This window comes from Streptococcus pneumoniae (assembly GCA_040719455.1).
Taxonomy (GTDB): domain Bacteria; phylum Bacillota; class Bacilli; order Lactobacillales; family Streptococcaceae; genus Streptococcus; species Streptococcus pneumoniae_G.
Genome location: JBFDTN010000001.1, coordinates 635,945 through 657,499, shown reverse-complemented (window position 1 = coordinate 657,499; position 21,555 = coordinate 635,945). Strand labels below are relative to the sequence as shown.

25 protein-coding genes are annotated in these 21,555 nt (G+C 42.8%); 24 read left to right on the top strand and 1 reads right to left on the bottom strand.

What is annotated here, in order from left to right:
• Positions 1-3 precede the first annotated feature (3 nt).
• The 5 genes from AB1I63_03040 to AB1I63_03020 are packed head-to-tail and all read left to right on the top strand — an operon-like array spanning position 4 to position 3,686.
• Positions 4-699 (top strand): cobalt-precorrin-8 methylmutase, encoded by a 696-nt coding sequence (locus tag AB1I63_03040; protein MEW4353862.1) that lies wholly within the window; start codon positions 4-6, stop codon positions 697-699.
• 2 nt (positions 700-701) lie between these two features.
• The gene (locus tag AB1I63_03035; GenBank protein ID MEW4353861.1) at positions 702-1,382 is read left to right on the top strand and encodes a cobalt-precorrin-8 methylmutase; all 681 of its coding nucleotides are present in this window, start codon (positions 702-704) and stop codon (positions 1,380-1,382) included.
• 21 nt (positions 1,383-1,403) lie between these two features.
• Entirely contained in the window at positions 1,404-2,528 is a 1,125-nt protein-coding gene (gene cbiD / locus AB1I63_03030) for a cobalt-precorrin-5B (C(1))-methyltransferase CbiD (GenBank protein ID MEW4353860.1), read from the top strand.
• On the top strand, positions 2,519-3,133 hold the full coding sequence (locus tag AB1I63_03025) for a cobalt-precorrin-7 (C(5))-methyltransferase (GenBank protein MEW4353859.1): 615 nt from the start codon (positions 2,519-2,521) through the stop codon (positions 3,131-3,133). Before cbiD ends, AB1I63_03025 begins: the two co-directional genes overlap by 10 nt.
• Positions 3,123-3,686, top strand: a complete 564-nt coding sequence (locus AB1I63_03020) for a decarboxylating cobalt-precorrin-6B (C(15))-methyltransferase (protein MEW4353858.1) — start codon at positions 3,123-3,125, stop codon at positions 3,684-3,686. The genes AB1I63_03025 and AB1I63_03020 overlap by 11 nt, the downstream gene beginning before the upstream one ends.
• A 96-nt stretch (positions 3,687-3,782) precedes the next feature.
• On the opposite strand, the gene AB1I63_03015 is transcribed toward AB1I63_03020, so the two are convergent.
• A complete protein-coding gene (locus tag AB1I63_03015; GenBank protein ID MEW4353857.1) occupies positions 3,783-5,012 on the bottom strand; it encodes an IS110 family transposase in 1,230 nt (409 codons plus the stop codon).
• Positions 5,013-5,315: 303 nt separating this feature from the next.
• Here AB1I63_03015 and AB1I63_03010 point away from each other — a divergent pair, with 303 nt between their 5' ends.
• From AB1I63_03010 to hemB, 19 genes are all read left to right on the top strand, one after another.
• Positions 5,316-6,089: a cobalt-precorrin-4 methyltransferase gene (locus tag AB1I63_03010; GenBank protein ID MEW4353856.1), complete on the top strand. Its 774-nt coding sequence runs from the start codon at positions 5,316-5,318 to the stop codon at positions 6,087-6,089.
• Positions 6,079-7,140, top strand: a complete 1,062-nt coding sequence (locus AB1I63_03005) for a cobalt-precorrin 5A hydrolase (GenBank protein MEW4353855.1) — start codon at positions 6,079-6,081, stop codon at positions 7,138-7,140. The genes AB1I63_03010 and AB1I63_03005 overlap by 11 nt, the downstream gene beginning before the upstream one ends.
• Positions 7,141-7,164: 24 nt before the next feature.
• The gene (cobJ, locus tag AB1I63_03000; GenBank protein MEW4353854.1) at positions 7,165-7,890 is read left to right on the top strand and encodes a precorrin-3B C(17)-methyltransferase; all 726 of its coding nucleotides are present in this window, start codon (positions 7,165-7,167) and stop codon (positions 7,888-7,890) included.
• On the top strand, positions 7,887-8,639 hold the full coding sequence (gene cobK / locus AB1I63_02995) for a precorrin-6A reductase (GenBank protein ID MEW4353853.1): 753 nt from the start codon (positions 7,887-7,889) through the stop codon (positions 8,637-8,639). Before cobJ ends, cobK begins: the two co-directional genes overlap by 4 nt.
• 20 nt (positions 8,640-8,659) lie before the next feature.
• Entirely contained in the window at positions 8,660-10,102 is a 1,443-nt protein-coding gene (cobA, locus tag AB1I63_02990) for a uroporphyrinogen-III C-methyltransferase (protein MEW4353852.1), read from the top strand.
• A 9-nt stretch (positions 10,103-10,111) separates the two neighbouring features.
• Positions 10,112-10,879 carry a sirohydrochlorin cobaltochelatase gene (locus tag AB1I63_02985; GenBank protein MEW4353851.1) on the top strand — a complete coding sequence of 256 codons (768 nt, stop codon included), beginning with the start codon at positions 10,112-10,114 and terminating at the stop codon, positions 10,877-10,879.
• 9 nt (positions 10,880-10,888) lie between these two features.
• A complete protein-coding gene (locus AB1I63_02980) occupies positions 10,889-11,590 on the top strand; it encodes a cobalt-factor II C(20)-methyltransferase (protein ID MEW4353850.1) in 702 nt (233 codons plus the stop codon).
• Between the two features lie 113 nt (positions 11,591-11,703).
• Positions 11,704-12,354 (top strand): energy-coupling factor ABC transporter permease, encoded by a 651-nt coding sequence (locus AB1I63_02975; protein MEW4353849.1) that lies wholly within the window; start codon positions 11,704-11,706, stop codon positions 12,352-12,354.
• Positions 12,351-12,635: an energy-coupling factor ABC transporter substrate-binding protein gene (locus tag AB1I63_02970; protein ID MEW4353848.1), complete on the top strand. Its 285-nt coding sequence runs from the start codon at positions 12,351-12,353 to the stop codon at positions 12,633-12,635. Before AB1I63_02975 ends, AB1I63_02970 begins: the two co-directional genes overlap by 4 nt.
• A gap of 42 nt (positions 12,636-12,677) precedes the next feature.
• Positions 12,678-13,352 carry a CbiQ family ECF transporter T component gene (locus AB1I63_02965; protein ID MEW4353847.1) on the top strand — a complete coding sequence of 225 codons (675 nt, stop codon included), beginning with the start codon at positions 12,678-12,680 and terminating at the stop codon, positions 13,350-13,352.
• 17 nt (positions 13,353-13,369) lie between these two features.
• Positions 13,370-14,179, top strand: a complete 810-nt coding sequence (locus AB1I63_02960) for an ATP-binding cassette domain-containing protein (GenBank protein ID MEW4353846.1) — start codon at positions 13,370-13,372, stop codon at positions 14,177-14,179.
• A complete protein-coding gene (locus AB1I63_02955; protein MEW4353845.1) occupies positions 14,173-15,669 on the top strand; it encodes a cobyric acid synthase in 1,497 nt (498 codons plus the stop codon). The genes AB1I63_02960 and AB1I63_02955 overlap by 7 nt, the downstream gene beginning before the upstream one ends.
• A gap of 4 nt (positions 15,670-15,673) precedes the next feature.
• Positions 15,674-16,249, top strand: coding sequence for a cob(I)yrinic acid a,c-diamide adenosyltransferase (locus AB1I63_02950; protein ID MEW4353844.1), 576 nt, complete (start codon positions 15,674-15,676; stop codon positions 16,247-16,249).
• Between the two features lie 9 nt (positions 16,250-16,258).
• Positions 16,259-16,690, top strand: coding sequence for a bifunctional precorrin-2 dehydrogenase/sirohydrochlorin ferrochelatase (locus tag AB1I63_02945; GenBank protein MEW4353843.1), 432 nt, complete (start codon positions 16,259-16,261; stop codon positions 16,688-16,690).
• 51 nt (positions 16,691-16,741) lie between these two features.
• Positions 16,742-18,001, top strand: coding sequence for a glutamyl-tRNA reductase (gene hemA / locus AB1I63_02940; GenBank protein ID MEW4353842.1), 1,260 nt, complete (start codon positions 16,742-16,744; stop codon positions 17,999-18,001).
• Entirely contained in the window at positions 17,988-18,896 is a 909-nt protein-coding gene (hemC, locus tag AB1I63_02935; protein ID MEW4353841.1) for a hydroxymethylbilane synthase, read from the top strand. Before hemA ends, hemC begins: the two co-directional genes overlap by 14 nt.
• A complete protein-coding gene (locus AB1I63_02930) occupies positions 18,893-19,624 on the top strand; it encodes a uroporphyrinogen-III synthase (protein ID MEW4353840.1) in 732 nt (243 codons plus the stop codon). The genes hemC and AB1I63_02930 overlap by 4 nt, the downstream gene beginning before the upstream one ends.
• Entirely contained in the window at positions 19,608-20,447 is an 840-nt protein-coding gene (locus AB1I63_02925; GenBank protein MEW4353839.1) for a dihydrodipicolinate synthase family protein, read from the top strand. Before AB1I63_02930 ends, AB1I63_02925 begins: the two co-directional genes overlap by 17 nt.
• 127 nt (positions 20,448-20,574) lie before the next feature.
• Complete coding sequence (gene hemB / locus AB1I63_02920) at positions 20,575-21,555, top strand: porphobilinogen synthase (protein ID MEW4353838.1); 981 nt, start codon at positions 20,575-20,577, stop codon at positions 21,553-21,555.

The window sequence follows — 21,555 nt, the reverse complement described above, 5'->3', positions numbered from 1 at the left end:
ATTATGTCATATATTCAAAATCCGTCATCTATTGAGGAGACGAGCTTTAAAATCATTCAATCCGTCATCGACGAAGAGCATAGTGGCTATCAATTTCAAACAGAGATGGAAGAGTCGATTATCAAACGGTGTATTCATACATCGGGAGATTTTGATTATCTCTATAATCTGCGCTTTACCCGTGATGTGAATGATAAAATCATTGATGTCTTGAAACAAAAAGGCACGATTTTACTGGATTCTTCGATTTCGTTAAATGGGATTAACAAGCGTGTTTTGGACCAAATGGGGGTTCGATATGATTGCTTGATTAACAATGAAGAAGTCATTGCACTAGCTCGAGAGAAACAAATCACGCGCGCCATGGCTGCGGTAGAGTATGCGGCAAAGATTGAAGGACCTAAAGTATTTGCCTTTGGCGGTGCGCCGACTGCGGTCTTTCATCTGCTCGATCTTGTGGAGCAAGGTCTTATCGAAGTAGATGCCGTCATTGGTGTTCCTGTTGGCTTTATCAATGTTGAAGAATGTAAGGAAGCCCTTTTAGAGTCTAAGCTTTCTGCCATTGCAACGGTTGGTCGAAAAGGCGGTAGCACGATTGTGGTTGCTATTATCAATGCCATTATTTATCAAATGAGGGAAGTCATTACCGACGATTATGTTCGCTATTCGACCCCAACAACGAAAAAAGAAGGAGAGTAGGAATGTCTTATCTCAAAGAAGCTCACAAAATCGAAGAAGCCAGTTTTCGTAAGATTCAAGAAATCATCGACCAAGAACATCCCGACATTGTCTTTACAGATCCGTTTGAAGAAGCGGTGTTAAAACGAGTGGTCTTTGCGAGTGCAGATTTTGATTATTTGTATAATATCAAGTTTTCAAACGATGTAATTCAAAAGATTATCCATGTTTTGACCAATAAAGGCACGATTTTCACGGATACAACCATGGTTTTGGGTGGTTTCAATAAAAAATTGCTTGAAAAACGTGGCGTTGCTTATCGTTGTTTGGTCAATGAACCTGAGGTTTTCAAGGAAGCAAAGGAAAAGGGCATTACGCGCTCTATGGCTGCAGTGGAATATGCAGCAAAGGTCGAAGGTCCAAAATTATTTGTCTTTGGCAACGCTCCGACATCCATCTTTAAAGTGCTAGATATGGTAGAAGCAGGAGAGCTCAATCCAGATGCGGTGGTCGGCGTGCCTGTTGGCTTTGTTGGTGCAGCGGAGTCAAAATTACAGCTCCATGAAAGCTCTCTGCCTGCTATTTCGGCTTTGGGACGAAAGGGTGGTAGTACGATTGCAGCAGCGATTGTCAATGCGATTTTATACCAACTAGGAGATGAAACAGAAGACTATCGTCGCTGTACTGCATTTGGCAAGCAATAAGCATGGAGAGGAGCTGAGACAATGGATGAATATGTCTATGTGGATGGGAAAAAGCTCAAACGCGGCTATACCACAGGGACCTGTGCCACGGCAGCAACAGTAGCAGCTGTGAGCATGATTTTAAACCAAGAAATCGAAGAGAAAATCACCGTCCATACGGCTAATGGGGTCGAAGTAACCATGACCATTCAAGATCCGTCCTTTGAAGAGCAAACAGCGTCAGCTGCAGTTGAAAAAGACGGAGGAGATGATGCGGATGCGACTCATGGTTTGCTGATTTACTCCACAGTGACCTTGCTACCTGATCAGACTGAGATTGAGATTGATGGTGGGGTTGGAGTCGGTCGTGTGACTGAAAAAGGCTTGGCCAATCCTGTTGGTATGGCGGCGATTAACCCAACTCCTCGGCGTATGATTGAGAAATATGTGCGTGAGATGATTGGACCGGATTGTGGAGCACGAGTGATTATTTCTGTTCCTGAGGGGGAAGAACGTGCGAAATTGACCTATAACTCTCGCTTGGGGATTTTAGGTGGCATTTCGATTTTAGGGACGACAGGGATTGTCAATCCTATGTCTGAAGATAGTTGGAAGGCTGCGATTACGGTTGAATTAACCCAGCTCTATAATAAAGGGCACCGTTCGGTCGTCCTTGCTCCAGGAAACTATGGTGAGGATTTCACCACCAATGTTCTGGGGATTGACAAATCACGCATTGTCAATATGAGTAATTTTGTCGGACATGTCCTCAAGGAAGTGCAGCGAATCGGCTTTACCAAGGTCTTGATGGTGGGGCACATGGGAAAATTAGTCAAGGTGGCTGCGGGTATTTTCTCGACCCATAGTAAAGATGCCGACGCTAGAATGGAGACGCTGATTGCAAATCTCGCTCTCATGGGAGCGCCGATGGATTTGCTCCAAAAGGTCGATGGCTGTTTGACCACCGAGTCGGCTGGCGAGGCCATTAAGGAATATGGCTATGAAGCCGTTTATCAAATCCTTGCCGACAAAATCAAAAGGCGGAGTGAGCGCTTGCTCAAATACCGCAAACCAGAAGTCGTGATTGATGTGGTCTTGTTTGGCTCAGAAGAAGGCTATCTTGCTTCAACAAAATCAATCGAAACAATCAAGGAGGAATGGATGTGATAACAGTCATTGGAATTGGTCCGGGTGATCCCAAGTACGGCATGCTAGGGCATGAAGTCTTATTTGAAAAGGCGGATTATATCTTGGGAAGTGAACGTCATCTGGAGATTTTACCAGAAATCTATGCCCATAAAGGAGTGGTACCGCCTAAAAAATTAGGTGAGTTGGAAGCTTTGATTCGCTCTTACAACGAAGACGATGAGATTATCTATTTAGTCTCTGGAGACCCCTTGATTTATGGACTGGGCAAATGGATGTCTGAGAAATTCCCAGGGCGGGTAGCTATCTTTTCAGGAATCAGTGCTATGCAGTACTTGGCTAGTCGTGTGTTTCTACCTATGAACGACGCTTATCTGACCAGTAGCCATGCCAAGGTTCCAAATTTTGATTTGATCATGAGCTTGGAGAAGGTCTTTATGGTGACAGATGCCAAGGTAGGTCCTTATCAGATTGCCCAAGAAGCACTCAAACGTGGTTTAAAGAAAACGATTATTATTGGCGAAAATCTAAGTTATGAAGATGAAACCATCACGATTCTTCCTGCAAAAGACGTAGAGGATCGTGACTATCAAATGAATGTTGTGGTGGTAATGGATGAGAGATAGTGAATTTATTCGGACAAAGGTTCCGATGACCAAGGAAGAAATTCGGGCGATTAGCCTTGATAAACTGCAACTGCACCGTGCGAAACGGATGCTTGATGTCGGCTCTGGGACAGGCAGTGTGACCATTCAGGCAGCTCATACCTACCCAGACCTAGAAGTGGTTGCTGTGGAGCGAAATCCTGATGCCGTTGCGCTGACACGTCAAAACATTGAACATTTTCAGTGTCACAATGTCACGCTTCATGAGGGGTTAGCACCGATTGAGCTTGAAGGCTCGTTTGATGCGATTTTTGTCGGTGGTACTGGTGGCAATATGCAGGAAATTTTTGACTGGTGCGATGAGCTATTAGAGCCAGGAGGTCGCTTGGTCTTGAACTTCATTTTGCTAGAAAATGCACTAGAAGCCGCTCAAATTGCTGAAGAAATGAATTGGGAAGAGGTGGAAGTGGTCTCTATCCAAGCGAGTCGCTTTACAACGCTTGGCAAGGGGCATTACTTTAAACCGCAAAATCCAACAATTATCGTGTCTTGTCAAAAAGCAGAAAAAGAATAAGGAGAAAGTTTGAAAAAAAAATAAAAGCTAATTGATTTATTGTTTATCCTAATTTTGGGCGCACTAAAAAGAGGTGTTGAAACCTGATTTTTGAGATTAAGCGACATTGAATTCGTGCTGTTGTGCAAAACGAACAGCGTCTTGAACAGACATCGTTTTATCAGGATTTCGTATTTCGGTCAGTCCTTGTAAAACAGGATTGTAGTCTTCTTGTTTCCGTAGCACTTGGTACACAGAAACCAGTAATCTGCGACAGATAGCGATGATAGCTTTTCTGTGCCCACGACGTTTCTTTAGCTTGAGATATTTGTTTCTGAATTCAGGATGTTTATCAGACCTAACAATAGCATTAGCAATTTGAACGAGAAAAGGTTTGAGGTATTGTCCACCTTTAGAAATACGAGTAGAATATTTCTTCCCCGCACTTTCATTGTTGGCAGGGACAAGTCCAGCCCAGGAACAGAGTTTTCCAGCAGAATCAAAGACAGTCATATCGTCCCCTATTTCAGAAATGATTCTGAGTGCAGAGAGTTTCTCTTTGAAACCAGGCACAGTTTGAATTAACTTGACCTGTTCTTGATATTCTTTTCCCAATTCCCGAATCATTGCTTCTAAGTCTTCTTTACAGATAGCTAGGGCATCATAGTGGGCTTTGATGACTCTGATTTTCTCAGCTTGTTCAGGTGTTAATTCGCCTTCCGTAGCGATTTCCAAGTCTTGCACTTTATCCTTCATTCTCTTGTGAACGAGTTGTTCAATGTTTGGTTTCTCTTCAGGATTGTCAAGGATGCTTGTAATAATAGCTTGAGCACTCTTTCCGAAGACATCGGAAACGACACTTGCAATTTGAAGATTAGACCAAGTTAGGCAGTTTTGGTAACGATTTTTCTCGCTAACTTGAAGTTGTGTTAATTTCATTCGATAGCGAAATAGGTCACGTAATTGTCTGATTTTGAGCGGGGGAATAAAGCTAGAAGCAACTAAATCATGCTTGAAGAGGTCGGCTATCCATTGCGCATCTTTCTTGTCGGTTTTCTTTCCTCGAATAGCTTTGACATATTTGGGATGAGCTAAGCAGACATTGGTCTGTTCTTCTAGGATATTGAAAACAGGAATCGAGTATTTACCAGTAGATTCCATACAGACATCGAAGCAGGAATAATATTCCAACCAATCACGTAGCTGAGTGAGTCCATTGGTAAAGGTGGAGAAGCGTTTACGATGGTACTCAGTAATTCCTTGACTATTGGTGATGGCAATAACTGCTACGACAAAAGTTTTATGCACATCAATTCCACAACAATTAGGATAAACGATTTTTAACATAGGAGGAAACTCCTTTCTCAAAAGTAGAGAAGCTCCTATCCCTTGACTGCTCTTCCCTTTCACAAACGAGTCGCTTATCCAAGTATAAGTTTACGTGCTCTTAGTCACAGTTAGTTGTGCTTGATAGGAAGAACCACACCTATAATTATTCGAGGTAGTAGCTGAACTACTCACTTACTCTCCTCCCCGTGATTTGTAGTAGTGATAGGGCTTCTCACTGTTATTATAGACAAAAATAAAGAGCGTAGCACTTTTTCATTCAGTGTTGTGCCTTGAGTGAAACGAAAGGAATGAATTATAATTATGTCAAAAGTACATTTTGTCGGAGCAGGTCCAGGGGACGTTGATTTGATTACACTAAAGGGCTACAAACAGCTATCCCAAGCAGATGTAGTCATCTATGCAGGTTCTTTGGTCAATCCTGAGCTTCTCAAGTATTGTAAAGAAGGAGCAGAAATCCATGATAGTGCTAGCATGCACTTGATGGAAATTATTGATGTCATGGAAGCAGGGGTAAGAGCAGGTAAGGATGTTGTCCGCTTGCAGACAGGAGACTTCTCGATTTACGGCTCTATTCGTGAGCAGACTGAGGAAATGAAAAAACGTGGCATTGAGTTTGATTGCACGCCAGGTGTCAGTTCATTCTTAGGTGCAGCTTCCAGCATCGGTACAGAATACACAGTTCCTGAAGTGTCTCAAAGTGTGATTATTACACGGATGGCAGGACGGACCCCTGTACCAGACCGCGAATCTCTCAGAAGCTATGCTCAACATCGCACCTCTATGGCTATCTTCCTGTCTATCCAAGGGATTGAAAAAGTCGTCGAAGAATTGGTCGAAGGGGGCTATCCTGCAACGACTCCTGTCGCAGTCATTTACAAGGCTACTTGGCCAGAAGAAAAGAAAGTCTTTGGAACGTTGGAAACCATTGCGGAGCGTGTCAATGAAGCAGGTATTACGAAGACAGCTCTTATCTTGGTAGGAGATTTCTTGGGACAGAAATTTTACTATTCTAAACTCTACCACGAAGAGTTTGAGCATGAATTCCGCCATGGAAAGAGCAGTCATGCCAAATAAGAAAGCGCTTCCTTACGCTATCGTTGCTCTGACTGAGACAGGAAAGAGGACGGCACTTGATCTTCAAGAAAAGTTAGAAAAGCCCAGTCAAGTCTACACTATGCCAAAGCTAGCAGATGACAGAGTGCAGGCTTTAGAAGGCAGTCCTGTGAGAGCGATAGCCAAGTTATTTACAGAAGTGGATGTGCTGATTTGCATTATGGCGACAGGAATCGTGGTGCGCTCGATTGCGCCTGTGGTCATGGATAAGGCGGCGGACCCAGCTGTGATTGTCATGGATGAAAAGGCAACGAATGTCATCAGTCTCTTAAGCGGGCATTTAGGTGGAGCAAATGAGCTGACGCTTTATATCGCAGAGCTTCTCGGTGCAAATCCTGTCATTACCACCGCAACTGATGTTCAAAATGTGGCGGCTCTTGATACCTTAGCCAAGTCTGTCAATGGCTGGCGTTCAGAGCTACGCCCCCTTATCAAGCCTTTTAATAGCTACCTCGGGCGAAAAGAACGCGTGTATTTCTACCAAGAAAAGGACTGGGTGAAAGACCTACGGGGGCTTACAGTGATTGATCAGACAGAGCTGGAGGAGATGCTGAAACGTGATGTTCCAGTTATCTTCTTAACCACAGAACCTCAGACGATAGAAAGAGAGAACCTAGCTGTGATTTATCCAAAACCTTATATTTTAGGTGTAGGTGCTAGGAAAAATGTTGATTCGCAGGTTTTTCGCGAAGGATTTGAGCTCTTTTGTCAACAGGAAAAGATAGATCCTCGTGAAATTGCAAAGATTGTCAGCATTGATGTCAAAAAAAATGAAGAAGCCATTTTAGATTTAGCAAAGGCTCTACACTGCCCATTTGAAACCTATACCAAGGAAGAATTAGCCGTGGTGGCAGATAAATATCCGCAGTCCGCATTTGTCAAGAAGACAGTTGGTGTCGGAAGCGTCGCCCTTGCTAGTGCGGATGTGGCAAGTAACGGTCAGGTGTTGACCGAACGATTTGCAAAAGATGGATGCACCTATGCTTTGGCAAAAGCTATTGTGACTAGATAAAAAGAAACAACAAAGGAGAAAATGATGTTATATGTAATTGGATTAGGACCTGGTAAAGAAGAATTGATGTCTCGTGAAGCGCTTGATGCGATTGCAGATTGTGAGATTATCGTCGGTTATTCAACCTATATGCGCTTGATTCGTGACCTTGTCAAAGACAAGGAACACGTCGCAACAGGTATGCGCCAAGAAATTGACCGTTGCCAAAAAGCCATTGATTTGGCGATTGAGACCGGTAAAAATGTCGGTGTAGTCTCTAGTGGTGATGCTGGTGTGTACGGGATGGCTGGCTTGATTTTGGAGCTGATTGGGGACAATTCAGATCTTGAAGTCAAGGTTGTTCCAGGAATTACAGCAAGTCTAGGAGCTGCTGCTGTGATGGGTGCTCCTTTGATGAATGACTTCTGCCATATCAGCTTGAGCGATTTGATGACACCGATGTCTGTTATCGAAAAACGACTTCATGCCGCAGCACAAGGTGATTTTGTCATTTGCTTGTACAATCCAAGAAGCAAGGGGCGTCCAGATCACTTGTCAAAAGCCCTCTCGATTATTTCTCAGTACAAATCAGAAGATACCATTGTTGGGATTGGAAAAGACATTGGTCGTAAAAAAGAAGAATACGTGCTAACAACAATTAAAGATTTGGATGAGTCACTGGTGGACATGACAACCATTGTCATCATTGGAAATAAAGAAACCTATGTGAAAAATGACCGTATGATCACTCCTCGAGGCTATACCCTATGATGAAGTTATTACTAGGGGGGACCTCTGATAGTACAGCTATCTTGGAATTGCTAAATGAGATGAATGTCTCTGTGACTAGCTCGGTTGTGACCGATTACGGCAAGCACTTGGCGTCAAAATTTGGTCAACCTGTGATTCAAGGGCGGCTGACGGCAGAGGATATGGTGGCGTTTATCAAGGACAATCATGTGGATGAAATCATTGATGCTACCCATCCTTTTGCAGATATTGTCTCAAAAGAAGCCATTCGTGCAGCTGAGTTAGCAGGGATTTCTTATCTTCGATTTGAACGTTCTGCGACGCTTGATTTGTCAGGTAGTATCGTGGTACATTCGACAGAAGAGGCGATTGAGGTCATTCGTGATAAGGGCTATCAAACCATTTATCTAGGGACTGGTAGTAAGACTCTGCCGCTCTTTATCCATGGCTTGCCAGATAGACGCGTGGTGGCAAGGGTCTTGCCGACTTCTGAAGTTTTGCTGGCGTGTGAGGCTTTGGGCATGGTGGCAGATCAGATTGATGCGATTAAGGCACCTTTTTCAAAGGAATGCAATAAAGAGCTGATTGCTCGCTCAAAAGCAGATGTCTTTGTGTCCAAGGAAAGCGGGAGTGTCGGTGGCATTCGTGAAAAGATTGACGGATGCTTGGAGCTGGGAATTGATTGTATCATCATTTCCCGTCCTTTAATAGACTATCCACAAATGGTATCAACGGTAGAGGAATTAAGAGCCTATTTGACACAACAATAGGACAAGAGAAAGGAGAACCAATGACTGGTTTAGTAACATTATTAGGAGCAGGTCCGGGCGATTATGAATTGCTGACCCTAAAAGGACTCCGAAAACTTAAGGAAGCAGATGTCCTTGTCTTTGACCGCTTGGTCAATAAAGAGCTACTTCAAGCTGTAAAGGCAGACTGCGAAAAGATTGATGTCGGCAAACAGCCTGGCATGCCTTGCGTTCGGCAAGAAGAAATCGAAACGATTTTGATCAACAAAGCAAAAGAAGGTAAGCGCGTGGTGCGATTGAAGAGCGGTGATCCTTATGTTTTTGGTCGAGGTGGTGAAGAAGCGACAGCCTTGGTCAAGGCAGGCGTTGCCTTTGAAGTCGTCCCTGGCATTACCTCAGCCATCGCTGGCTTGACCTATGCTGGTGTACCTATGACGTATCGTGATGTAGCAACAAGCTTCCATGTCTTTACAGGTCATCTAAAGGACGAAACAGAATCCTTGAACTGGGAAGCAATCTCACAGCTCAAGGGAACCTTGGTCTTTTTGATGGGGATGAAAAATCTAACCACCATTACACATGAGCTAGCAACACGCGGATTTGACAAAGATACACCTGTGGCTATCGTGGAATGGGGAACTCATCCGCAGCAACGCTCGATTGACGGTACTTTGGAGACAATCGTAGGCTTGGTTGAAGAACACCAGTTTAAAGCCCCAAGCATTATCGTGGTAGGAGATGTAGTAGCTTTTCGTAAAGAACTAAACTTCCATGAACAACTACCTTTGTTTGGTCGCAAGGTCTTGATTCAAGATTCTCCAACAGGAAAATTGCCACGCTTGCTGAAGGATGCTGGCGCCACTCTTGTGACTTTCCCTGCCCGCAATCAAGTGGAGAAATTACCACTAGACTTGCCAGATATGGCGCAAGTGGATGGGCTTTTAGTAGCAGATATACAGAGCTGGCCACTCTTTCTATCAAACCTTCGTGAGCACGGCATTGACGTGCGAGAGCTTGCTTCTATCAAGATTGCAGCGATTGGTATGCACACAGCAAAAGGCTTGGAACAAACGGGTATCTTCCTGCATCAAAAAGGCACTCAAATCTCTGATGAACAGTTGGTTGCAGCGATGAAAGAAGAGTCTGGAAATTGGTACGTTCTAGCTCCAAGCCATAAGAAAGACGAGCTTGCAAGCTACTATGACTTCCCAATCTTAGAAACCCATCAAGTTGGTTTTGATAGTCCAGTATCTTTACAAGGTTTAGAAGGCGTTGAAGCAATCTGTTTACCAAACTCTGTCGCAGCCATGAACTTTGTCGCTTTGAGCAAGGAATTAGACCAAGACTGGGGAGCAACCCCAATCATTGTCATGGGAGCAAGCACGCGCGAAGTGCTTGAAAATGCTGGCTTTACAGCGATTATCGAAACAGATGAGGCGACCATTGCTTCTATTTGTGACAAATGCCAAGCTGTTTTAGGGTAAGGAGGTTCTATGACAAAAGCCATTTTAGTCGTCAGCTTTGGAACGACCTATCCTGAGACTCGGAAAAAAACGATTGAAGCCTGTGAAGAGGCTATTCAAGCAGCTTTTCCAGATTTTACCGTTCATCGTGCCTTCACCTCAAACGTGGTCATTCGACGGATTAAGAAGAACGAAGGCTTAGACATTCCAACGGTGGCAGAAGTCTTGGAGGAGCTTTACGAAGCAGGTATTCAAGAAGTCTATATCCAACCACTTCATGTGATTTTGGGTGGAGAGTATGAAAAGATTGTAAGACAAGCAAGCCATTTTACTGAAAAATTCTCAAGTCTTCGCATTGCCAAGCCTCTTTTAACCAGTGAAGAAGATTACGAGGCAGTAAAAGCTATTTTGCTAGAAAAGTACGGTCATTTCGGACCAGATGCAGCAACAGTCCTCATGGGGCACGGCAGTCAACACTATGCTTTTACGGCGTATGCAGCGATGGATCACATGCTAAAAGGCACTTCCGTTCGCATTGGCTGTGTGGAGAGTTATCCGCCAGTTTCTCTTATTGAAGAGGAATTGCGGAAAGAAGAGGTCAAAACCATTCATCTCGCACCTTTTATGCTGGTAGCGGGAGACCATGCGACCAATGACATGACCTCAGATGAGGAAGATTCGTGGAATACCTACTTTAGCTCACGAGGCTACGAGGTCCATACGCATTTAGTCGGCTTGGGAGAATATCCAGACATTCAAGCGCTGTATATCAAGCATTTGAAAACCATTATAGAATAGGAGTGAGAAATGGCAAAATTTTATGGAATCGGAATTGGTCCGGGAGATAGCGAATTGGTGACGGTCAAAGCCAGCCGTCTCCTCAATGATTTAGACATCATCTATACACCGGAGGCAAAAAAACGCACCAAGAGTTTGGCACTGTCTATTGCAGATCCTTATCTCAATGAGCATTTGGAGATTAAGCAGCGGCATTTTCCTATGATTGCCTCGCTAGAGGAGAAAAAAGAGCAGTGGGAAGCCATCTCAAAAGAGATTATCGAGGATGTAAAAGCTGGTAAAAATGTAGGGTTCATCACCTTAGGAGATCCAATGGTATATAGTACATACAGCTATTTATTGGATATTTTAAAAGATGAGATTGAAACACAAACCATTCCAGGAATTACTTCTTTTACTAGTATGGCATCTGAACTTGGTCAGCCCTTGACCATGGATGAGGAATCTTTTGCGGTCGTTCCTGCGACGACAGATGTGAAAACCATGGATGCTGCTCTTACACTCCATGATACGGTCGTCTTGATGAAGGTCGCCAATCACCTAGATGTCGTTTTGCCTTTGCTTCACAAGCACCAATTAGTCAACAATACTTTCTTAGTCAGTCATGCTTCTTCTGACAAGCAAATCATCATGCGAGGAGTAGCAGACCTTGATGTCGAAAGCAAACTCAGCTATTTTACAACTATGATTGTCAAAAAGAACATCTTGTAAACTAGCCTATCGCTACTTGCGAATGGAGAAAATCTATGAAAAACTATAATAAGAAATTAGCCATTGTGCTATTTGCAGTGTTATATCTCTTATGTCCTCGCCCTGCTGAGGCTATGCACATCATGGAAGGGTATCTCCCTCCTATCTGGTGTTTGATTTGGTTTGCCCTCTTTCTTCCTTTCTTTATCATGGGGGTCTTAAATATTAAGAGAATTGTGGCTAAAAATCCCAATTCAAAAACCATGCTAGCTCTCTCAGGTGCCTTTATCTTTATCCTATCAGCCTTGAAAATTCCATCTGTGACAGGTTCTAGCTCTCACCCAACAGGTGTCGGAATTGGAACAGCCATGTTTGGACCGTTTGTGGTCAGTGTTTTAGGAACCATCTGTCTGCTCTTCCAAGCTTTGCTCCTTGCACATGGTGGTTTGACAACTCTTGGTGCCAATGCCTTTTCAATGGCAGTTGTGGGACCATTTGTCGGTTATTTCGTCTATAAGCTAGCACTTTCTATGAAAGTATCTCGTCGTGTGGCTCTCTTTCTCTGTGCGGTTGTTGCGGATCTTGCGACCTATGCGACAACCTCTATCCAGCTTGGACTTGTCTTTCCAGATCCGTCCGCAGGATTTATCGGCTCAGCTTTGAAATTCATGGGTGTCTTTTTAACCACACAAGTACCGATTGCAATCGTAGAGGGCTTGCTTACAGTGATTCTCTTTAACCTCATCTCTGATACTATTAAAGAAAAGGAAGGACTATTCGCATGAAATCTCATAAAAATTTACTCTTGCTTTTAGCAGCAGTTGCCGTTATTTTGTCAGCCTTCTTCTTTGCCCCAAAAGGGGTGGAATATAGTGGAACCGATGATGCAGCAGAGACTGCGATTACATCTATTCAAGAAGATTATGAACCGTGGTTTTCTCCAATCTTTGAACCAGCTGGCTCAGAAGTGGAGAGTCTCTTGTTCACCCTCCAAGGAAGCATTGGAGCAGGAATCATTTTTTACGTCATCGGCTATAACAAAGGAAAAAAAGAATTGAAGCATTAAACGTTATTCAGTTTGTTTAGGTATAGGTTGGGAGGTCAATAAATGTTTGTAATTGATAAATATGCCTACCAAAATCGGTGGAAGGACATAAAAGCAGACTATAAATTTCTCTTTTATATCGTTCTCCTCATCATTAGCTTTTCAGGAATTGTCCCCTTGCAAGTTTTCTTACTTGTTAGTGTGATTCCCTTGACTTGCTATGTGGCACGGATGTCCTTGGGAGCTTATCTCAAGTGGTATATCCATGCAAGTATTTTTATCCTTATCAGTTTATTGACCTTCGTCATTACCTATCACAAAGACAGTGCTTCATTTCTAATAGCTATTCCTTTTTTGAACGGATACTTAGGAATCAATGGGCAAAGTTTAGAAGAGGCTTCTTTTATCTTGCTTAGAATCTATTGTTCCTTAGTAGCTACCTACTTTTTTGCACTTACTGTACCATTTATTCAAATGGTTCAATTATTTAAGAAAATCCATGTCCCTCTGTTTCTTTTGGAAATTGTTGTGCTCATGTATCGCTTTATTTTCCTTGTCATGTATGAATTTCTGACGATTCGTGATACCTTGGATTTGAAATTTGCCTTTTACAAAAAACGAAAAAATTACAAGGCTTGGGGCATGCTAGCTCACACCTTGTTTACCAAGTTATTGGATGATAATGAGCGGCTAAATGAGGTATTGACCCTCAAATTTGACGGTTATCAGAGAGAATGAGACAAGAGGAGAAGAAGATGTTACAATTAAAAGAGATTTCTTTTTCATACGACCGTAAGTGTCCTACGTTGGAGCATATCTCCATGAGCTTTCAAGAAGGAAAAATCACGGGGATTTTAGGAGCAAATGGCTCTGGCAAATCAACCACGATGAAAATCATCACAGGGCTACTCACACCACAAGCTGGAGAAGTCCTCTACCAAGGCTCGCCAGTTTCCATGACTAAAAAGGCGCTTTACCAGTACCGTCAAGATGTCAACATGGTCTTTCAAAATCCTGAGCAACAACTCTTTTATACCATTGTCAAGGACGATATCGGTCTTGCCTTGGAAAACTTGGATTACACACCTAGTGAGATAGATGAGCGTGTGTCACAGGCTTTAGAGATGATGGATATCGAGCATTTAGCGGATAAACCGATTCAATATCTGAGCTATGGGCAAAAGAAACGGGTCGCCATCGCTGGTATGCTTGCCTTGCAACCCAAATACCTGCTTTTAGATGAGCCGACTGCAGGTCTTGATCCCAAGGGACGTAGGAAAATGGCAGAATCCATGAAAAAATTAGTCGCTTCTGGAACCAATATCATCTTGACCAGCCACGATATGGACTTGATGTATGATTGCTGTGATTATTCTTACTTGCTTCATAAGGGAAAATTGCTAGCAGAAGGCGATAAATTTCAGTTATTTCAAGAAGTGGAATTGCTGGAGCAAGCTGGCTTAGAAGCTCCGTGGATTGTCAAACTTCATCAAGCTATCAAAGCGCCTTTGGCTCTTGATGAAATGGATTTTTTTAAACAATTGAAAGGGGATGCGAGATGGTAAAATCAATCATGGTGCAGGGAACTGCCTCAGATGCTGGAAAAAGCATTATCGTAGCAGGTCTTTGCCGAATCTTTAAACAAGACGGTCTAAAGGTTGTACCGTTTAAGTCACAAAATATGGCACTGAACTCCTTTATCACTAAAAAAGGAGATGAAATGGGGCGGGCACAGGTCGTGCAGGCTGAAGCTGCTGGCGTGGATCCAGATGTGCGGATGAATCCTGTCCTTTTGAAACCTACGTCTGATCGAAAATCACAAGTTGTCTTTATGGGCAATGTCCTGTGTGATATGGATGCTGTGGAATACCACGAATTCAAGCAGCAATTACTTCCAAAAATCAAGGAAGTCTATGAAGAATTAGGCTCTGAAAATGACGTCATTGTCTTAGAAGGCGCAGGAAGTCCAGCAGAAATCAATCTCAATAGCCATGATATTGTCAATATGGGGATGGCGAGCTTAGTGGATGCGCCAGTGATTCTAGTTGCTGATATTGACAAGGGCGGTGTTTTTGCTTCGATTTATGGCACGATTGAGCTAATGCCTAAGGAAGATCGGGCGCGTGTCAAAGGTGTTGTGATCAATAAATTCCGTGGTGATGTGGCATTGCTCCAATCAGGGATTGATATGATTGAAGAGCTAACTCAGATTCCTGTGCTTGGGGTGGTACCGTATGCGAGTCTTGATATTGATAGCGAAGATAGTGTCGCCTTGGTGCAAAAAAGCCGTCGTTTCGATACGAAAAAGGAATTGGATGTGGCGATTATCGGGCTCAAACGCATGTCAAACTTCACAGATTTTCACAGCCTAGAAATCCAGCCGGATGTATCTGTTCGCTATGTCATGCCAGGAGATGCTATTGGTCTTCCTGATTTGCTGATTTTACCAGGTAGTAAAAATACGATTGAAGATATGGATTATCTGCGTGAGTCTGGTTTGGAGCGAGAAATTCTCCATTGCTTGGAGCAGGGGGTGCATATCTTTGGCATTTGCGGCGGTTACCAACTTTTGGGTAAGAAGATGTCCGATCCCTTGCATGTCGAGTCAAGCATTGAAGAAATTGCAGGTTTGGGCTTACTTGATGCAGAAACGACCTTTAAGGCTGTCAAACGTACGACCCAAGTCAAAGCAAACCATGAAGGGCATGAGTTAGAAGGCTACGAGATTCACATGGGAGAAACCACGATTGCAGAGGGCGTTCAGCCATTTTCGACCATCATTGTTCAAAATGGTGAGGATACAGAGCGTTCAGATGGCGCGATTGGACATAACGGTCAAGTACAAGGCACTTATCTGCATGGTGTCTTTGACAACCTTGATTGGACGAGACAGTATCTAAACAGTATTCGAGAGGCAAAAGGACTTTCGCCTATTCAGGATAAGGTAGTGACCTTACAAGAATTTAAAGATAAAGAATACGATAAGCTAGCCGATATTTTGCGCCAATCCTTAGATATGGACGCCATTTATCGCATTGTCAATAAAGAAGAGTAAAAAGATGAAGATTTATACAAAGTATGGAGATACAGGCTACACGCGCTTGTATGGTGGCGATCGGGTATCAAAAACCCACGTTCGAGTGGAAGCCTATGGAACTATGGATGAAGTTTGTTCTCTTTTGGGACGGATTGTGTCTGAAATGGCAGAGATTGAAGCTTTAGATGATTTGCGCTTAGAATGTGAAGAAATCCAGCAGCAGCTATTTGACTGTGGAAGTGACTTGGCAGCACCTCGAGAATTGCGTCCTTATAAGCAAACGGAAAAAGATGTAAGCTGGCTGGAAGAAAAGCTTGATGCTTACATGGACATTCCACCAAAACTAGAATATTTCATCATTCCAGGTGGGCACAAGATTGCTAGTTCCTTTCATATGGCACGAACCATGACCAGACGCCTTGAGCGCAAGATGGTCGCTGTGATTGAAGCGGATGAGGCAGTCAATCCAGTTGGTTTAACATACATCAATCGCCTATCGGATTATTTCTTTGTTCTTGCACGCTTGGTCAATGATCGTCTCGGTGTGCCAGATACCGTTTATAAACGCAGTAGAAAGATCTTTCGCAGTAAAAAATAGGAGAATGCTATGTATCCAGTCATGATTAACATAGAAGACAAGCCAGTGGTGGTTATCGGCGGCGGTCTTGTGGCGTCAAGAAAGATTAAAACCTTGCTAGCTGCAGGGGCTAGAGTAACCGTTATTAGCCCAACCTTACATGAGAATATTGATGTTGCTTCTATTCATTGGGTGAATCGTTCCTATCAAACAGGGGATTTAGACGGTGCCAAGCTGGTTTTTGCCTGTACAGATGTTGAATTGGTTAATCGGCAAGTCATGAACGATGCTCATCCGAGCCAGCTCGTCAATAATACCGGTGATAAGCATTTTTCGGATTTCTACAATGTTGCTATCGCGCGTGCCAAAGATTTTTCTGTCATGATTTCAACCAATGGCTTATCGCCTGCACGATCCAAAGAAATTCGAAAAAAATTAGAAACCATCTTGGAAGATTTATAATCCGTTGTAAGTCAATGCCTTATGGTGGAAAGATAAGAAGAGGATTGTTGTATGTATTTATTGTATGTGGGATTGACCCATAAGGAAACCCCTTTGTCTGTGCTTGAAAAACTGCATTTTTCAGACGAGCATATCGAAGAGTCCTTAAAGCGTCTTTACCGAGAGAAAAGTGTCTTAGAAGATGTCATTGTTTCAACCTGTAATCGGACAGAGCTCTACTTGGTGGTCGATCAATTACACACAGGGCGCTATTATGCCAAGCACTTTTTGGCAGATTGCTTTGGAGTAAGAGCAGAAGACATTGAGCCGTATTTGGTATTTAAAGAAGCTGATGAGGTCTTGCATCATCTCTTTCGGGTCTCCATTGGACTAGAGTCTAAGATTTTAGGAGAAACTCAGATTTTAGGGCAACTTAAGCAAGCCTTTCAAACGGCAAAAGAGGCAGGAACGACTGGGATTATTTTAAATGAAGTGTCTCGTCAAGTGTTGACCTTTGCAAAGCGGATGCATGAAGAATACCGCATTAACGCGCGTCCAATTTCCATTAGCTTAACAGCTATGCAGCAGCTTGATCGGCTTGATTTTGACTATGAGCATAAAAGCATTGCCGTTATCGGCTTGGGAGAAATCGGACAATTAGTGACCAAATACGTCTTACAAAAGCCCTTCTCCTCCATCTTCCTTCTCAATCGAACAGTGGAAAAAGCACAGCCATTTTTAGAAGATGAGCGTGTGTCTGCCCATGGCTGGGAAGAGTTGGAAGAAGTCGCAAAGAAAGCGGACGTCATCTTTTCAGCTGTCAAAACAGGGGAGTATATCTTATTTCCCTCTATGCTAAAACAAGGTGTCATTGCATTTGACCTCTGCTTACCACGGACTATTCACCCAAGTAGTGATATAGAGCTCTACACCATTGAAAACTTGACCAATCAATTAGAAATTTACCGAGCAGAGCGAGAAGATATTGCTGCGAAAATCGCAAAAGAAGTCGAAGTTGAACTCCTTAAATTTGACGAATGGAAAAAGCAATTAGGGATTGTTCCCTTGATTCGTGAGTTGAGAGAGCGTGCCTTAGAAGCACAGGCTAGCTCGCTAGAGAGTTTAAAGCGAAAATTGCCTAACATGACTGCTCGGGAAGAAAAGCAGATTTCTAAGCACATGAAAAGTGTTGTCAATCAGATTTTAAAAGAGCCGATTCTCCAACTCAAAGAGATGTCTATTGGAGAGAATTCTCATTATGACATTGCCTTGATTTGTAAGATTTTCGGTCTCCAGCAAGGAAAGAAAGGAATGGAAGATGACCACGATTAAAGTTGGAACGAGAAAAAGTAAATTAGCTCAGACCCAGACCAAACAAGTCCTCGCTCTGATTCAAAAACAACACCCCGAAGTCGTGTTTGAATTGGTCCCTTATCAGACAAAAGGAGATAGACTGAGCACAGTTAGCTTGCAAGAAATCGGTGGTAAGGGAGTTTTTGTCAAGGAAATTGAGCGGGCACTTCTTGCAAAAGAGATTGATATCGCCATTCATAGTTTAAAAGATATGCCAGCACTTTTGGTTGAAGGCTGTCAGCTAGGGGCTATTCCTGTTCGCGAAGATGTTCGTGATTGCTTGATTTTTCATCAAGAGAATCAAAGTTTGGCAACTCTCCCCAAAGGTGCTCGTGTAGGAACTAGCAGTCTGCGCCGCAAGGTTCAGTTATTGAAAATCCGCCCAGATTTGACCATTTGTGAACTTCGTGGCAATATTGATACACGGATTCAAAAGGTTCAAGATGGAGAGTACGATGCGATTGTCCTTGCGATGGCAGGCTTGTCTCGCATGGGGTGGTTAGATAAAGACGAATTAAACATTGAACCGCTAAGCTTAGAGACTTGTTTACCAGCTATTTCCCAAGGCGCTTTAGCCATTGAATGCCGAAAAGGGGATGAGAAACTATTAGAGATTTTACAGAGTATCCATGATGAGAAAACAGCTGCCTGCGTGACGATTGAGCGAGAAGTCCTTGCTTTGATGAATGCGGACTGTACCTTCCCGATTGCCGCCTATGCCCAAAAGCCCGAAACTGACTATCAGTTAGATGCCATGCTTGCGACAAAAGAAGGAAAATGTCTTTACGCTAGCGTGGTTGGAGATGATCCTACAAATCTTGCTAAAGAAGTTGTTGAAAAACTAGCCGCCCAAGGAGCATGGGGAATCTCATGACAAAAGCAGTTATCTTTACTAGAGAACATCCGCTGGATCGGCATTTGCAAGAAAAGCTAGAAGAAGCTGGGCTTACTGTTTACCACATCCCCTTAATTCACTGTCAGGCAAATCCTATGCCAACAGAGGTGGTCGAAAGCATGCCAGAGATGGATTGGGTCTTTTTCACCAGTGCTGTGGCGGCAGAATTTCTAGCTCCCTATCTACAATCACCACTTCCTAAGATTGCAACGATTGGCCATCAGACCAGTCGAGTAATTGCGACCTTGGGCTACACGGTGGATTTCGAATCTAAGTACCAGTATGCCAAAGATTTTGCCAAAGAGTGGCTAGCATTGGGATTTTCCAAGCAGCGAATTTTACTACCACAAAGCAGTTTGTCCAATCCAATCCTGGCGGAATCCTTGAAAAATGGAGGTCATGACGTATTGGCTTTTCCACTCTATGATACCCAGCATTATCGTTTGGGGCAGGGAGGGATTCAAGCATTTTTAGGAGAGAAAGAAATCCTTTGGACGTTTGCTAGCCCATCAGCTTGGCAGAGCTTTTATGAGATTTGTAAGATACTTCCAAGAGGTCATGAGATTTCCGTTATCGGAACCAGTACGCAAGAAGCTGTTGAAAGAGATGGGTTTGTCGTGAACCTCATGCCAGAAACTCCATCGATTGAAAAGATGGTTCAGACGATTATTGATGAGAAAGGAAGAAAAAATGACACCCTTAAATGACTATCATATCGCTGTACCTACAGCTTTTCATAAAAATGAAGATTTGAATATTGAAGCAACATTTGCCCATATTGAGTATTTAAACAAGCTTGGGATAAAATCTGTGTTAATTTGTGGTTCGACAGGTGAGCAGCATTCATTAAGTTTAAACGAAAAACTTGAGTTGATTGATTACTTACCATCTTTAAAAGTTGACTCTGATTTTCAATTAATATTTGGTGTATCTAGTATTAGACAAATTGAGGCGCGAGAGCTTGCTATGAAAATAAATAAGATACCTCAAATATCAGCTATTTTGATTGGCTATTCTCCCTATGTATTGCCAACTCAAAAAGAAGCGTTGTCCTACACATCTGCAATCATTGAAGCAGCTAACAAGCCAGCGATTATCTATAATAATCCTTTGAGAACTGGTTTTGATCTATCAATTAAGTCATGTATTGATTTAATTAGTAATCAGTTAGTAGTAGGAGTGAAAGAAGCTGGGGATCCCAAAAAAGTTTTAAAGTTAAACGAAGTAATTGATAGACCACTTCATTATTTTGCTGGTGGGGAAAAAGACCTAGAACAGAAAATCAGATTGGGATATAATAGTTTATCTTCAATTGCAGGAAATCTATATCCAAATGAAGTTAAACACTGGTTTGATTCATTACGAGCAAATGAAAGTGCTCAGTGCGATCATTTCTTAAAATGCCAAATTGATAAACTATTTGAAAAATCACCACTCCCCTTTATAAAGAACGAAATCTCTAAAATTGAGAACATTAATTTTGGTATATGTAGATCACCTATTGGAAATGAAAATTTACTAGAAAAATAAAAATTCAAGATTTTTAAGTGTAACTTATCAGAGCCCCCCCCTTTTTTTTTAAAGTATTTATTCCAAGTCTTGCACTTGGGCTTTAGCAGTAGCTTACTGCATTATATATTATAGGAAAGAAGAAAAAATGACACCATTTACTAGACATCGGAGATTGAGAAGGACAGCTGCTATGCGAGACATGGTGAGAGAAACACAGCTTTCTGTCCATGATGTGATTCAGCCCTTATTTGTCAAGGAAGGTTTGGAAGAAAAACAAGAAGTAGCTTCCATGCCAGGCGTTTTCCAATTTTCCTTGCTAAATTTACTATCAGAAGTTGAGGAATGTGTAAAATTGGGGATTCAAGCCTTTATCATTTTTGGAATTCCTGCTCATAAAGATGAGATTGGCTCGCAAGCATCAGATGAAAACGGCATTGTCCAGCAAGCCATTCGCTTGATAAAAGACCATTACCCAGAAGTGCTCCTTGTGGCAGATACTTGTTTGTGCGAATTTACCAGCCATGGACACTGTGGGATTTTAGAGGGAGAGCATGTGTTAAACGATGCGTCCTTGGAGCGTTTGGTGGAAGTGGCTGTTAGCCAAGCGCGTGCAGGGGCGGATATTATTGCTCCGTCTAATGCCATGGATGGTTATGTTTATGCCATTCGTCAGGGACTTGATAAAGCTGGTTTTGAAGACATTGCCATTATGTCTTATGCGATTAAATTTGCCTCTAGTTTTTACGGTCCTTTTCGAGATGCAGGAGAAAGTGCTCCAGCCTTTGGAGATCGCAAAACCTATCAGATGGATCCAGCAAATCGTCTAGAAGCGCTCAGAGAAGCGAGAAGCGACGAAGCAGAAGGGGCAGATTTTCTCATGGTCAAACCAGCTCTTGCTTTTTTAGATATTCTGCGTGATGTGAAAAATCAGAGCAACCTGCCGTTAGTAGCCTACAATGTCAGTGGCGAATATGCCATGATTAAGGCGGCAGGGCAAAATGGCTGGATTGATGAGGAAAGAGTGATGTTGGAAACACTGCTTGGTATGAAACGTGCAGGAGCGGACATCATCATTACCTATTTTGCCAAGGATTTAGCTTTATACCTATCAAAAAAAGGAGTCTAG